Source organism: Rhodopseudomonas sp. P2A-2r (genome assembly GCF_026015985.1).
Taxonomy (GTDB): domain Bacteria; phylum Pseudomonadota; class Alphaproteobacteria; order Rhizobiales; family Xanthobacteraceae; genus Tardiphaga.
Genome location: NZ_CP110389.1, coordinates 2,871,328 through 2,885,295 on the forward strand (window position 1 = coordinate 2,871,328; position 13,968 = coordinate 2,885,295).

Genomic DNA, 13,968 nt, shown 5'->3' on the forward strand with positions numbered 1-13,968 from the left:
CCGCGCACTCACTGTCATCGCCCGGCCTGGCGCGCTCTTGCGCGCTGGGTCCGGGCGACCCGGTACACAAAGACGGACGTGATTAAGATGACGACCGTTGTTGACTGGATCACCCGCTTTCGCGGGTGATGACAACCGGGTGCGATTGCAGACCGATGAAGCCCCTACCTTTTGAAAGAATCGCCGTGTCCCCATCATCCACCCACGATCACGACGTCGAGGAAGGCCTCGTACTGCGTCCGGAATTCGACGCCGCCGGCCTCGTCACCTGCGTTGCCACCGACGTCGCCACCGGCGACGTGCTGATGGTCGCGCACATGAATGCCGAGGCGTTGCGCAAAACCATCGCCACCGGCGAGGCCTGGTACTACAGCCGCTCGCGCGGCGCGCTGTGGCGCAAGGGTGAAAGCTCCGGCCAGACCCAGCGCGTGGTCGAGCTGCGCCTCGACTGCGACCAGGATGCGGTGTGGATCCGCGTCGAGCAGGTCGGCGCCGCCTGCCACACCGGCCGGCGCTCCTGCTTCTACCGCGCGGTCGCGACCGGGCAGGGCGAGTCCACCACGCTGTCGTTCGTCGATGCCGACCGCCTGTTCGATCCGGCGAAGGTGTATGGCGCCTAGCGTATGATCAGTTTGGATTGAAGCAAGGGCGTGTCCCGGACGCGATGCAGCACGTCAGGCGATGCGCTTGCATCGCCGCAAGTGCTGCTTCGCAGATCCGGGACCGTATCAAGCGCCGGCATTTTTGACGGTCCCGGATCTGCGGCGCACCACGCCGCTCCAACGATGCTTCGCATCGTCAGATGCGGCGCAGTGCACCGCGTCCGGGACAAGCAATCCACAGGGGCCCTCTACGCCAGCCGTTCCTTGATTTCCTTGCCGCTCTTGCCGGACACCAGACCGTTGGGGTCGGCCAGCATGTCGATGTAGTCCACGGCGGCGGAGCGCAGTCTGCCGTCCTTCATGGTCATCACGCCGGACAGGGCCTGGATGTTGATCGAGCGGATGTTGTAGGTCTTCCAAGCTTCCGCCTGCTCCTGCTTGTTCGCCGACTTCTTCTCCTCGTTGTACATGTCGAGCGCCGTCTGTGCCGCCTTCAGCGAATTGAGACCGGAGACGGCCTTCAATTCCTTCGCGAGCTCGGGCGCGTCGGCGAACATCTTTTCGATCTTCTCCTTCCACGGGCCTTCGCTGCTGACATTGCCGAACTTGTCGACGCGCAGGCGGGTGGCGAATTCCGGCGGGATGTTGAGCTTGCCGAACGCGTATGCAAGCTGCGAGCTGAGGGCGTCGGAGCGCTTGGCGAGGATTTCGTCGAACGACAGCGTAAGATCCGCGGTGGCGGCCTTGTCGGCCTCGGCCTTGTCGAGCGTTGCCTTGGCGCGCTCGGACAGCACGATCACCACGGCAGGCGCGGCGGGCTTGGCCGTATCGGTGGCGGGCGCCTTGGTTGGCGCCGTTGCCGCCGCTGGCGTCGCCGCAGCCGTCGATGGGGACGTCGCATTATTGCCGATCGCAACCATGTCGCGCTCCATCTCGGCGCAATGCGCGCCCGGCATCTGGAAATGCATGGAAACAGTTCTGGGTTAACGGTATTTAAATCCGGCAATCTCAAGTAGTCCCTGCGCAACCTCCCGCTGCGCCTGGTTAACGCGGTCTTAACCATGATCGCCCAGGGTAATGCAGGGCATCGGCGCGCGTGGCGCCGAAAGCCGGTGGGCTCCCAGGGGCGGGGACCAGGACATGGCGGTCGACGTTTCGAACATCAGCACGGCGCTCGATACGACGCGCAGCCGCGTCACCGGCGCGATCAAGCAGGCCGCCGTCACCACCGGCACCAGCTTCGAATATCTGCTGTCCACCGCCAAGATGGAATCCAACCTCGATCCCAAGGCCTCGGCCTCGACCTCGTCGGCCAAGGGCCTGTTCCAGTTCATCGACCAGACCTGGCTCGGCACCGTCAAGGAAGCCGGCAGCAAGCTCGGCTACGGCCAGTATGCCGATGCCATCAGCAAGTCCGACTCCGGCAGCTATTCGGTCAGCGATCCCGCGGCCAAGGCCGAGATCCTGAAGCTGCGCGACGATCCGGTCGCCGCCTCGGCCATGGCCGGCGTGCTGACCCAGTCCAACAGCTTCAAGCTGACCGGCGCCATCGGCCGCCGTCCCACCGACGTCGAACTGTACATGGCGCACTTCATGGGCGTCAGCGGCGCCACCAAGCTGATCACCAACGCCGAGAACAACCCGAACGCTTCGGGCGCCGCGCTGTTTCCCAATGCGGCCGAGGCCAACCGTTCAATTTTCTACGACAAGAGCGGCAGCGCGCGCAGCGTTGCGGATGTCTATTCGGTGCTGTCGACGCGCTATGCCGCAGCCGCCGGCTCGTCGACGACGCAGACCGCCATGGCCGGCGCCGGCGTGACCGCCGGCACGGCCGCAAGCGCCGCTGCTGCGCCGGTCGACAACGCCGCCTATCTCGCCAGCTTTCCGGACCTGCGCACGGCCAAGGTCGCCAGCTTCGCATCGGACACCTCGGCATCGGCGCAGGAGCCGCCGATGTTCCGCTCGCTGTTCCAGGGCGGCGAGCGCGCCCAGCCGGTCTCGCCGGCGGTGCAGGAATTGTGGGCCAACGGCACCTCGCTCACCTCGTCGACCAGCCCGGTGACCACCGCCGCATTGCCGCGCACGCCGGAAGTCGGCGTGCCCAAGCCGCTCGACCTGTTCAGCGACCGCAGCGGCGTATTCAGCAACTAACTATACTGTAACTACGCTTCAACAACTAAACGAACGTCGTCATCCTGAGGTGCTCGCCTTCTTGGGCGAGCCTCGAAGGATGCGGCCACAGGCGCGTGCGGCCCATCCTTCGAGGCCGTCGCTGCGCGACGGCGCCTCCCGCCGAAACGCAATCGCGTTTCGGCGGGGATGACGGAGAGTTACCCACCCGTCCCCGCTTCCTTAACAAAACATCAACAAACGCAGGCGGTTATGGTGAACCCTTTGTTAAGCGCCATGGTTTATTTTGTCTGACAGTGGCATCGCGTCACGGTGTCTTTCAAGTTGCGTAAGCCGGCAGGGCCATGATCGTTCGGCAGTTCATCAGTTGGGTACGAACCGCGCCAGCCACAGAGCGCGCCGAGGCGACGCGGTCGCTGGCGCGGGCCTGGATCTTCTCCGATCTCACCGACGACGATCGCGCCGCCGCCGAAGGCGCGCTCTTGATGTTGCTCGACGATGCCTCGCCGCTGGTGCGTCAGGCCATGGCCGAAGTGTTTTCCCGCAGCCCCGTGGCGCCCGCCGCCATCGTGCAGGCGCTGTCGCTCGATCAGCCCTCGGTGGCGCTGCCGGTGCTCGAACATTCCACGCTGCTGATCGACGCCGACCTGGTCGACATCGTCGCCACCGGCAACAGCGAGCTGCAATGCGCCATCGCCCGGCGCCAGGGCCTGCCGGCCTCGGTCTGCGCGGCGATCGCCGAAGTCGGCTCGGCCGCCGCGGCGCTGGAGCTGATCGAAAATCCCGCCGCCGAACTGGCCGACTTTTCCTGGGACCGCATCGTCGAGCGCCACGGCCATCTGGCGGCGATCCGCGAATCCATGCTGGTGCTCGACGATCTTCCCGCCGCCACGCGCCTGGCGCTGGTCGCCAAACTGTCGGACACGCTGACCCGCTTCGTGGTCGGCCGCAACTGGCTGTCGCCGGAGCGCGCCGAACGCGTCGCCTCCGAGGCCATGGCGCGCTCCACCGTCAACATCGCCTCGCGCTCGCGCGGCGACGAGATGGCCGACCTCGTGCATCACCTGCGCGCGGTCGGACAGCTCACCCCGGCCTGATCCTGCGCGCGCTGTTGTCCGGCAATCTCGAATTGTTCGACCAGGCGCTGGTGGAATTGTCCGGCCTGTCGCCGGCCCGCGTCGCCGCCGTGGTCGAGGAGGGCGCCGGCAACAGTCTGACGGCGCTGCTGACCCGCGCCGGCCTGCCGGAGAGCACCTTCCCGGCGTTCCGTGCGGCGCTCGCCGCGCGCGGCGAGATCGGCTTCATCAACAGCGTCGGCGGCGCGGTGCGCCTGCGCCGCCAGATGGTCGAGCGCGTGCTGACCATCTGCGAGACCGATCCGGCGGCGACCGAGCCGCTGCTGATCCTGCTGCGCCGCTTCGCCACCGAATCCGCGCGCGAGGAAGCCCGCGTGTTCTGCGACGAGCTGGCGATCCAGCAGGCCATGGCGCCGTTCTACCGCGACTTGATTGCGGCGTAGCGCAACACTGCTAACGTTGTCATTCCGGGGCGCGAGCGCGATAGCGCGAGCGAACCCGGAATCCTGGACTGTTTTGAACATTCCGAAATTCGGTTGAACATCTCGAGATTCCCCGCCACTCCAATAGGAGTGGCTTATGTTCGCTTGAGCTGCGCTCTCGCGCTCCGGAATGACACCGCCTGCAAGTCCCTCGTCGCGAAGTTGGAGGCATATGATGCGTGTTCTGCTCACATCCCTATTCGCGCTCGTTCTCGCCACGGGGGTCTTGGCAGCGGGCTATTGGTACAAATTTCCCAATTACACCTACCGCTATCGGCTGACCGTCAATATCGAGGTGGATGGCAAGGCTCGTGTTGGAACGAGCGTGATCGAAGTCACGTGGCACAGTGGTCCTACGCTTGGTGATGTTGGCTCCTATTCCTCTACGATAAAGGGGCAGGCCGCTCTCATTGATCTCGGCGACCGCGGGCTTGTCGTTACTTCGTTGCTGGGCGAAGATTGGGGGCGCCCGTACAGCAGCACTGGTGGCTGGGGAGCCTTGTGGCTTGCTCCCCGTGCCTTCGGCTTTGGGACTTCGGTCAATGAAATGCCGGAATTTCTCAAAGAGATAGGGAAGCGCGATCTGGTCGACGATAATTTGCCGCGCTTGCTGTTGTTCTCAAATCCGCAGGATCCAGCCACTGCCAGACTGCTGCCGGTTCGGGATATTCCGTCCGTCCTGGGTCCATCCGTTCGCTTCGCGGGAGCATCTGTCGAAATTACGAACGATCCAATCGTCATCGACGTTCGTCAAAAGCTTGCTTGGCTAGAACCGCTCGAGAAAAAGCCTCCTGGAAGCGACGTCATTTACCTCCCAAACAAGCTGCGCATCAACCGCTATCTGTTCATTGGAGATGCGTCGCAATGTCGGGAATGCAAACAGTGATGCGCGAGCCCATGGCGCTGTTTATCTCGACCGATCGCGGCGTAGCGCCACACTGTCATTCCGGGTTCGCTCGCGGCTATCGCCGCGCGCGCTCCGGAATGACAGTGTCAATCAATCCGCCGGCACCAGGCTCGGCGCCAGCACCGCTTCGAGATGCTCCGGGCGATCCTTGTTGACCGCGGCGAGATAGTCATCGGCGACGCGGCGCAGCTTGGCGCTGAGCTCGTCGGCCATGCCGGAGGTGTCGATCGCGGTATGCTCGCGCACGATCGCCTGGATGGCGTTGATGTGATGGGCGATCAGGTCGGGCGGCACGCGGTCGAGCGCCGGCGCGTGTTCGATGATCCGGCACAGGCTGTGCGCGGCGGCCCCCGCGGTGGGAAAGCCGAAGGTGGCGGCGTCGCCCTTGATGTCATGGGCGGCGCGGAACAGCTCGTCGCGCGTCGCCTTGGTGATGCCGAGCGCGGTCATCGCCTCGTGCGCGGCGACCAGCCGGTCGCATTCGATCTGCATCCAGGTCTTGAATTCGCCGGAGAGGGAGGCCAGCGCCTTCTCGGCGCGCGCCACCGCGGCGTCGATCTCGCTGGCCGCGCTCATCTCGCGCGGATCGGCGCGGCGGATCACCCGGCGCAACGGGTTGGGCGGGGTGATGATGGAATGGTCGGGGAAGGTCTCGACCTTGACGGCGGCGGTGCGGGATCTGGCCATGTTCTCTCCTCAGCGCGCTATCCGGAGACGCGGGCTTTGTCCATCAACGAGGGCTGCGGCAAGATCTCGGCCTCGCCGCCGTTGCGGCGCTCCGGCCCGATATAGGCGACGGTGGTGTTGCGCCGGCGGTCCGGCCCGAAATAGTTCTTGGTCTTGATGAAGGGCCGCGGATGCGCGACCACGCTCATGATGCGCAGGTACAGCGACTTGGCCGAGATCGGCTTGGCGAGAAATTCGGTGACCCCGGCATCGCGCGCGGTGGTGACGCGGCGCTTCTCCGAATGGCCGGACAGCATGATGATCGGCGCGTAGGGATTGCCCTTGGATTCCGGCTGCCGGATCATCTGCGCCAGCTCCAGCCCGTCGAAGATCGGCATCGACCAGTCGGTGATGACGATGTCGGGCACGTAGTGGCTGTACATTTCCAGCGCCGTGGCGCCGTCCTCGGACTCGTACACTTCGCGCGCGCCGAACGAATGCAGCAGCGTGCGCAGAATCCTGCGCATGTGCGGATTGTCGTCGCAGATCAGGAAGCGCAGCTTGTTGAAGTCGATGCGATACATGGCGGCCCGGACCGGGGCACCCGCTGAGTCGGGTTACCCGGCGTTAACCATATGGCGGCGGGGTTAATGAAGGGTTTCTTCCATCCTTGCCGGGTGGCGAAGCTGCACAAGCGGGGCCGTGCGGCCTGCGGCCGCGGGTTTGCCTCCTGAGTACGCAAGGTCGAACACGTAAAAGTAAGGTATTAGTTTATTTTCAACCTTAACGTTTACGAAAGCGCTGCGCCCTAGCGTCGAATTTGGGTTCAGGTCATCGGCTGAAGTTTCATTGACGGCGTCACGCCCCGAAGACGGGACGGCCTCGTTCGAGGCGCCTGAGCAACCCCACACTGCCCAGGAAAGACCAACATCATGATGTCGTGGCTGAACAATCGAAAAATCGTCTTCAAGATCGGATTGATCGTCGTCCTTCTGGCCATCGTCGCGATGGGAGCGGTCACGAATTCGTCGATGCGAATGCGCGTGATCGATGATGCCTATTCGGACCTGATCGAAAGGGTCAATGGGGCGACGGTCCTTTCGACGCGTGCCGGCCGGTTCATGGAAACGTTTCTCTCGTCGGTTTTTCAGCTGGCGGCAGAGACGACGGACCAGGGCAATGCGCGGCTGACCGAAACCGTTGCGAAATCGCGGCAATCCTACGGCGAGGCCTTGGCACGGATCGCCAAGGACGTTCCGGAGAAGGCCGATGCGGCGAACGCTGTCGCCGGGAAAGTTCATGCGAGCTTTGCGGCGTGCGATCCGGCGATTCAATTTGCAGCGAAGACGGCCAATCCGGATGACGTGATGAATGCGCTGGGCAGACTCAAGGCCGAGTGTGTCGGTCAAATGAATGCAGGTCTGGATGAACAGCGCGGGCTGACCAGACAGATGGAAGCTTACGCCAAGAAGAAATCCGACGAAATGACCGAGGTGACCAACTCGACCATCGTCACGTCGCTGGTTGCTGTGGGGACTGGCATTCTCATCGCCGTGATGGCTGCGCTGTTCATCGGCATCAAGGGCATGGCGCAGCCGATTGCCCGGCTGAAAACCGTGATGGAGGCCTTTGCCCGCAACGAGCTGCAGGCGGAGGTGCCCGGCACCGAGCGCGCCGACGAACTGGGCGACATGGCTCGCACGGTCGAGGTGTTCAAGACCAACGGGCTGGAAGTGGCGCGTATGAAAGCCGATCAGGAAGAAGGCGAGAAGCGAACGGCCGTCCAGCGCAAGGCCGACATGCACAGGCTCGCCAGCGATTTCGAAAGCGCGGTGGGCGAAATCATCGACACCGTGTCGTCGGCATCGACCGAGCTCGAGGCATCGGCGAACACGCTGACCTCGACCGCCGACAGGACGCAGGAACTGACCACCCTGGTGGCCGCCGCCTCCGAGGAAGCGTCCACCAACGTTCAGTCGGTGGCATCGGCCACCGAGGAAATGGCGTCGTCGGTCAACGAAATCAGCCGCCAGGTGCAGGAGTCCGCGCGCATCGCCCGGGATGCCGTGGCGCAGGCGGAAAAGACCAACAACCGGGTCACGCTGCTAGCCGACGCCGCCGGCCGGATCGGCGCTGTCGTCGAGCTGATCAACAACATTGCCGGCCAGACCAACCTGCTGGCGCTCAACGCCACCATCGAGGCCGCCCGCGCCGGCGACGCCGGCCGCGGCTTCGCCGTGGTGGCATCGGAAGTGAAGGCGCTGGCGGAGCAGACTGCCAAGGCGACCGGCGAAATCAGCGCGCAGATCTCCAGCATGCAATCGGCGACCGGCGACTCCGTCTCGGCCATCAAGGAGATCAGCACCACCATCGGGCGGATGTCCGAAATCGCTTCCACGATTGCCTCCGCGGTGGAAGAGCAGGGCGCCGCCACCCAGGAGATCTCGCGCAACGTCCAGCAGGCCGCGCAGGGGACCACGCAGGTCACGTCGAACATCGTCGATGTGCAGCGCGGCGCCACCGAAACCGGCTCGGCGTCGTCCCAGGTGCTCTCCGCCGCGCGGTCGCTCTCCAGCGACAGCAACCGGCTGAAGTCCGAGGTGGGCAAGTTCCTGAACACGGTCCGCGCCGCGTAGACAACGAAAGGGATGAACGCGGGTCACCCTACGTTCATCCCCTGGCAGTCGTCTCAGGTTGTCGACGCGTTGAAGCGGTAGGGCGCAGGCAGGACCGCCCGGTCTTGCCTGCGCCCGCTTGCGCTTAGGCGGCGCTGCGCAGCGCCACCGCCGGGAAGTCGATGGCGGTGCCGGCCACCTCGTTGACGTAGTTGGTCAGCGTGTTGAGCGCGACGTGAACCACGATCTCCACGATCTGTGCGTCGTCGTAGCCGGCCGCCTTGACGGCGGCGAGGTCGGCATCGCCCACATGGCCGCGCGCGGTCACCACCGCGACCGCGAAGCGCACGGCGGCATCGGCCTTGGGATCGTTGGAGGCGCCGGAGCGGTTGGCGGTGATCTCGGCATCGTCGAGCTTGGCGACGTTCTTGCCGAGATAGGCATGCGCCGACAGGCAATAGCCGCAGCCGTTGACCTCGGCCACCGCGATGGCGATGCGCTCGCGGGTCCTGGCGTCGAGGCTGCCCTTGGCCAGCGCGCCGTTGAGGCCGAGATAGCCTTCCAGCGCCGCCGGGCTGTTGGCGACCACGCGGAACAGGTTGGGCACCGAGCCGATCTGCTTGTTGACGGCTTCCAGCAGCGGCTTTGCGGCTTCGGGGGCGGCGGCGATGCTGGCGATGGTGGTGATGCGGGACATGATGAGATCCTTCTCTGTGCGGCGTTGCGTTGTTCGGTCGGTGCCGATGTCCACAATCTCAGCGCTTTCCGCTTTTCGCGGTATCCGGTATGATCGGGAAGTACTATTCCGCTCAGTGGGAGAATGGCGATGGATCGGCTGGAGGCGATGACGGCCTTCGTGGCGGTGGTGGAGGCCGGCGGCTTCTCCGCAGCGGCGCGGCGGCTGGGCACGCCGCTGACCTCGGTGAGCCGCAAGGTCGCCGAGCTCGAGGATCATCTGCGCGCGCGCCTGCTGACGCGCACCACGCGCAAGGTGACCCTGACCGACACCGGCCAGCTGTATTTCCAGCGCTGCCGCCGGCTGCTCGACGAGATCGGTGAATCCGAACGGCTGGCATCCGGCGAATACCAGGCGCCGCGCGGCGGCCTCACGGTCAGCGCGCCGCTGGCGCTCGGCCGGCTGCACCTGACGCCGATCGTCGCCGAATTCCTCGCCGCCTATCCGGACATCGACGTCGCGCTGCATCTGTCCGACACCGTTGCCAACATCGTCGCCGACGGCGTCGACGTGGCGGTGCGCGTCGGCCAGCTGCCGGACAGCAGCCTGCGGGCGCTGCGGGTCGCCAGCATCCATCAGGTGGTGTGCGCCAGCCCCTCCTATCTGGCGCGGCGCGGCATGCCGTCAAAACCGTCCGATCTCGGCGCGCATCACTGCGTCACCTTCACCGGCCTCGAAGGCAGCAAGGAGTGGACCTTTCGCGCCGGCCGCAAGGTGGAGCGGCTGGCGATCCGCTCGCGCTTCGCCGTCAACACCGCCGAGGCCGCCGCCGACGCCGCCTGCGCCGGCACCGGCATCACCCGTCTGTTGTGCTACCAGGTCTCCGGCGCCGTGGGCGACGGCCGGCTGCAACTGCTGCTGCGCAAGTTCGAGCCGACGCCGCTGCCGGTCAACCTGGTCTCGCCCGACGCAAAACTGATGCCGCACAAGCTGCGCGCCTTCATGGACTTCGTCGCCCCACGGCTGAAGGCAAGGCTGGTATTCAGTGTGTGAGGGGAGGGGCGCTGCGGCAGCATCATGGCACTGGCTGAAGCCTTCCGGAAACTGCGCGCCAAACTGGGGTTGCCAGAGCTCCGTCGCGGCTTATGCAGACCTTCTGCACGTCGATACGACCGTCACTGAAGCCCGAGAATAGTGGCCTCCGAGAAGCTGCCTTGAATGAACGTGCTCGCCTCGCGTCAATCTTGTTTGCTTTTGCAATTACTTTCAAAAATCGCAAGATCGGTCGAGCGGCTAGCCCATTCCGGACCTTATTTGCTGGCTTGCCACCAACAAGGAATATCTCGTGTCAAAGCTGCCTGCCGATCTCGCTCGATACCATGCTCGCATGCAGCGTGTCGTCGCGCATATCGACAGCAATCTCGACGGCGATCTCGGGCTGGAAGCGCTGAGCTCGGTCGCGGCCTTTTCCGCCTGCCATTTCCACAGGCAATTCAGGGCAATCTTCGGCCTCTCGCTGCATCGGTACGTGCAGTTGGCGAGGATGAAACGACCTTCATGGCGCCTTGCCTATCGGTGCGATGTATCGGTCACCGAGATTGCACTGGATGCCGGCTACGAAGCTCCGGACAGTTTTGCCCGGGCTTTTCGTCAGCGAATGGGGCAGGCGCCGAGGGCTTTTCGCGAGGATCCGGACTGGTCGGCATGGGCAGCGGCAATGGAGCCGTTGGCTGAAATAAGGAGCCAGATCATGACGCAGAACTTTTCCATCGATGATGTCTCCGTTCGGGAGGAAGCCGACGTTCCTGTCGCTTTCATGAGCCACCGTGGCGATCCCGAAAGGCTGGGCGAGACAATTCGCCAATTCATTGCCTGGCGCAAGGCGAGTGGCGTGCGCGCCGCGACCCACGCTACTTATACGATCTTCCACACTGATCCCGACAGCGTTGCCGCCGAGGACTATCGGATCGATCTGGCTGCCGCGACCAATCGTGCCATAACGCCCGCCGATGAAGGTATGGAGGCGGGCCTGATTCCGGCAGGCCGTTGCGCGGTGCTGCGCATTATCGGTGAGAGTGACAATCTACGACCCGCAGCGAAGTTTCTCTATGGTCAGTGGCTGCCTGCAAGCGGTGAAGAACCAAGAGAGTTTCCACTTTATGCCCAGCGCGTGAGCTTTTTCCAGACGTGCCGGAGCACGAAGCAATCACCGACCTGTACCTGCCTTTGAAATAGAGGACGCGATGGACAACACTTGCAGTCTCGTTCCCTCCCCCGCGAAGCGGTGGGGAGGGCTAGGGTGGGGGGCTCTTCAAAACGGAGACAAATGCCATGAAGCCCGACGAACCGGATGAATTAGCCAAGGCGCTTTCGAAAGGCCTGGCCGACGCCGATGCCGGCCGCACCCAACCGCTGGACGAAGCCTTCCGGATACTGCGCGCTGAGCTGGGGTTGGCGGAAAAAAGCGGCGGCTGATCTGATCAACCGCCCTCAGTTCTAAAAAGCATCTCTAATTGGCTGCTGGCGTGTATGTTTGGCCAATTGGCTGCCCGACGACGAGGCTGACCCGTTGCGGATTAATTTTGCCGCCGAGTTGGCTAGGCTCGACGCCGCCTGAGCGTCCTCGCGCCCCCACCCCCGGTCTCTCCCCACCACTCGCTGCGCTCGCGGGGAGGGGAGGCATTCACGATACCGTGAGCGTGGAACGCGCGTTCCACGGAGCGAGGAATTTAGTCCATGACATGGCGACGGTGTGGCGGGGCGCCCGAACGCTGCCAAATCTGCGGCAAACGCCGGATTGCGGCGCTGCCATGGTTTGGCCGCAGCCGATTTCGCCCGCGTGCGGCGCTGCCTGAAGTTTGCCGCAACGATTTCCGGCGCTTGCGGCGCGATCGTGGCCAAATCGCCGGTGCAGCGCCGGATGGCGCTTAACCCGTTGCCGCGCCGGACAAATCCGTCCCGAACCGGCGCGTCCGGCTCAGAACCCGAACTGCTCGCTCAAAATGCGTTCCTCGAGGCTGTGGCCGGGGTCGAACAGCATGCGCATGGAGATCGACTTGTCGGAGACGATCTCGACGCGCTGGACGTCGCGGGCCTCGTCGTGGTCGGCGACTGCGGCGACCGGGCGCTTGTCGCTGTCCAGCACCTCGATCACCACGATGGCGGTGTTGGGCAGCAGCGCGCCGCGCCAGCGCCGCGGCCGGAACGGGCTGATCGGGGTCAGCGCCAGCAGCGAGGCGTTGATCGGCAGGATCGGGCCCTGCGCCGAGAGATTGTAGGCGGTGGAGCCGGCCGGCGTCGCCACCATGATGCCGTCGGCGGTGAGCTCGGCCATGCGCTCGCGCTCGTCGATCAGGATGCGCAGCCGTGCCGCCTGGTTGGTCTGGCGAAACAGCGCGACCTCGTTGATGGCGTGGTGGATGTGCACGTCGCCATGCACATCGGTGGCGCGCATCAAGAGCGGATGGATCACGGTCTCGCTCGACGCCGCCAGCCGGGCGTGTAAATCATGGGCGCTGAACTCGTTCATGAGGAAGCCGACGGTGCCGCGATGCATGCCGTAGATCGGCGTGCCCGAGCGCATGTGGTCGTGCAGCGTCTGCAGCATCAGCCCGTCGCCGCCGAGCGCCACGATGACGTCGGCATCATTGGCGTCGCGGTTGCCGTATTGCGCGGTGAGCTGCGCCAGCGCCGCCTCGGCCTCCGGGCTGTGGCTGGCGACGAAGGCGATCCGCTCGTAACGCTTGGACGGGGTCATGGGATCGCGGGCCTTTGCGGCGACGGAGGAGGGCGATGGCGCGGGGCGTCGTCTAGCGGCGTTGACGCGGCTTGTCGAGCCGGCAGTTAAGGGCGTGCCGGGCAGGGTGTCGAGCGCGCGGGCGCAGGATGGTTAGCGGGCGGGCTGAAGGCGGCGCGGCCCTCTCAATTGTCGTCGCCCGGCCTGCGCGCAATTGCGCGCCAGGACCGGGCGATCCAGTATTCCGCGGCGCCGGTGATGGCGCCGTGGCGTCGGCGTTTACTGGGTCACCCGCATGCGCGGGTGACGACAGCTGCGTGTTTTTCTCAGTACACCAGTCCGTTGCCCGGAGCCTGCGCCAGCGCGGCCTGCAGCGACTTGTATTCGGCGGAGTCGGTGCCGGCCAGCGCGCCGATCCGGCCCAGGTGATATTGCGCCTGGTCGCGGTTGCCCTGTTCGAGCTGCCACAAGCCGTAATACTGCCAGGTGCGGACGTGGTTGGGATCGGCCTTCAGCGCGCGCTCGTACCAGGCCTGCGAGACCTGATAGTTGCCAAGCTTGCGATAGGAATAGCCGATCAGGTTGGCGACGTCGGCGCGGTCGTCGGCATCAAGCGCCTTGAGCTGCGCGATCGCCGCGGCGTAGTCGTTTTTGTCGTAGATGGTGGCATAGGCCGTGCGATAGCCCTTGATGAAAGCGGGATCCTCGAGGCCCGAGCTCTTCTTCTTGTCCTTGGTGGACTTGCCGTCGGACGCCGGCGGCGAGGACGGCGTATCGCCGCCTGCCGCGAACACGGTGGACAAAGGTGCGGCGGCCAGCGCCGCGGAAAACATCGCCAGTGTGGTCAGCCTGATCGCGAAACGGGTCATGGGTCGCTCCCTGGTTCGAGGCAGACAATCTGCCATGAAAGTCGTGGAAGACAAACCCCGCGAAACGCCCGGCATTCCCCGGCAGCGCAAATGCCGCCGGCCGTCCGCGTCACATGACAGAGATGTCACCGACATGAACGAAGTCCGTCGCCGCGCTTCAGAATGGGTTCAGCGCGCCCCCGCTACGGTGGCTGCATGATCGACAAGCC

At 64.8% G+C, this 13,968-nt stretch carries 12 protein-coding genes and 2 pseudogenes; 8 read left to right on the forward strand and 6 right to left on the reverse strand.

Annotation, left to right across the window (positions count from 1 at the left end):
- The first annotated feature begins 185 nt into the window (after positions 1 to 185).
- Positions 186 to 620, forward strand: a complete 435-nt coding sequence (hisI, locus tag ONR75_RS13570) for a phosphoribosyl-AMP cyclohydrolase (protein WP_413776470.1) — start codon at positions 186 to 188, stop codon at positions 618 to 620.
- A 230-nt stretch (positions 621 to 850) separates the two neighbouring features.
- Here hisI and ONR75_RS13575 read toward each other — a convergent pair whose 3' ends face one another.
- Positions 851 to 1,570, reverse strand: a complete 720-nt coding sequence (locus tag ONR75_RS13575) for a hypothetical protein (RefSeq protein WP_265083055.1) — start codon at positions 1,568 to 1,570, stop codon at positions 851 to 853.
- Between the two features lie 172 nt (positions 1,571 to 1,742).
- On the opposite strand from ONR75_RS13575, the gene ONR75_RS13580 reads away from it, so the two are divergent.
- The 3 genes and pseudogenes from ONR75_RS13580 to ONR75_RS13590 all read left to right on the forward strand — a co-directional run bounded on the left by ONR75_RS13580 (position 1,743) and on the right by ONR75_RS13590 (position 5,176).
- Entirely contained in the window at positions 1,743 to 2,753 is a 1,011-nt protein-coding gene (locus ONR75_RS13580; protein ID WP_265083056.1) for a lytic transglycosylase domain-containing protein, read from the forward strand.
- 503 nt (positions 2,754 to 3,256) lie between these two features.
- Positions 3,257 to 4,251, forward strand: a pseudogene (locus ONR75_RS13585) (DUF2336 domain-containing protein).
- A 214-nt stretch (positions 4,252 to 4,465) separates the two neighbouring features.
- A complete protein-coding gene (locus ONR75_RS13590; RefSeq protein WP_265083057.1) occupies positions 4,466 to 5,176 on the forward strand; it encodes a hypothetical protein in 711 nt (236 codons plus the stop codon).
- A 111-nt stretch (positions 5,177 to 5,287) separates the two neighbouring features.
- Here ONR75_RS13590 and ONR75_RS13595 read toward each other — a convergent pair whose 3' ends face one another.
- The gene (locus ONR75_RS13595; RefSeq protein WP_265083058.1) at positions 5,288 to 5,884 is read right to left on the reverse strand and encodes an Hpt domain-containing protein; all 597 of its coding nucleotides are present in this window, start codon (positions 5,882 to 5,884) and stop codon (positions 5,288 to 5,290) included.
- Positions 5,885 to 5,901: 17 nt separating this feature from the next.
- Entirely contained in the window at positions 5,902 to 6,447 is a 546-nt protein-coding gene (locus ONR75_RS13600; protein WP_265083059.1) for a response regulator, read from the reverse strand.
- Positions 6,448 to 6,798: 351 nt separating this feature from the next.
- On the opposite strand from ONR75_RS13600, the gene ONR75_RS13605 reads away from it, so the two are divergent.
- On the forward strand, positions 6,799 to 8,499 hold the full coding sequence (locus tag ONR75_RS13605; RefSeq protein ID WP_265083652.1) for a methyl-accepting chemotaxis protein: 1,701 nt from the start codon (positions 6,799 to 6,801) through the stop codon (positions 8,497 to 8,499).
- Between the two features lie 124 nt (positions 8,500 to 8,623).
- Here the strand turns inward: ONR75_RS13605 and ONR75_RS13610 are convergent, their stop codons facing one another.
- The gene (locus ONR75_RS13610) at positions 8,624 to 9,175 is read right to left on the reverse strand and encodes a carboxymuconolactone decarboxylase family protein (protein ID WP_265083060.1); all 552 of its coding nucleotides are present in this window, start codon (positions 9,173 to 9,175) and stop codon (positions 8,624 to 8,626) included.
- A gap of 129 nt (positions 9,176 to 9,304) precedes the next feature.
- Here ONR75_RS13610 and ONR75_RS13615 point away from each other — a divergent pair, with 129 nt between their 5' ends.
- The 3 genes and pseudogenes from ONR75_RS13615 (at position 9,305) to ONR75_RS13625 (ending at position 11,629) form a co-directional block, all read left to right on the forward strand.
- Positions 9,305 to 10,207: a LysR family transcriptional regulator gene (locus tag ONR75_RS13615; RefSeq protein ID WP_265083061.1), complete on the forward strand. Its 903-nt coding sequence runs from the start codon at positions 9,305 to 9,307 to the stop codon at positions 10,205 to 10,207.
- 301 nt (positions 10,208 to 10,508) lie between these two features.
- Positions 10,509 to 11,389, forward strand: a pseudogene (locus ONR75_RS13620) (AraC family transcriptional regulator).
- 96 nt (positions 11,390 to 11,485) lie between these two features.
- Complete coding sequence (locus ONR75_RS13625) at positions 11,486 to 11,629, forward strand: hypothetical protein (RefSeq protein ID WP_265083062.1); 144 nt, start codon at positions 11,486 to 11,488, stop codon at positions 11,627 to 11,629.
- Positions 11,630 to 12,131: 502 nt separating this feature from the next.
- On the opposite strand, the gene ONR75_RS13630 is transcribed toward ONR75_RS13625, so the two are convergent.
- Both ONR75_RS13630 and ONR75_RS13635 read right to left on the reverse strand, forming a co-directional pair.
- Entirely contained in the window at positions 12,132 to 12,911 is a 780-nt protein-coding gene (locus ONR75_RS13630; protein ID WP_265083063.1) for an NAD kinase, read from the reverse strand.
- 305 nt (positions 12,912 to 13,216) lie between these two features.
- Entirely contained in the window at positions 13,217 to 13,759 is a 543-nt protein-coding gene (locus tag ONR75_RS13635; protein ID WP_265083064.1) for a tetratricopeptide repeat protein, read from the reverse strand.
- Positions 13,760 to 13,968 lie beyond the last annotated feature (209 nt).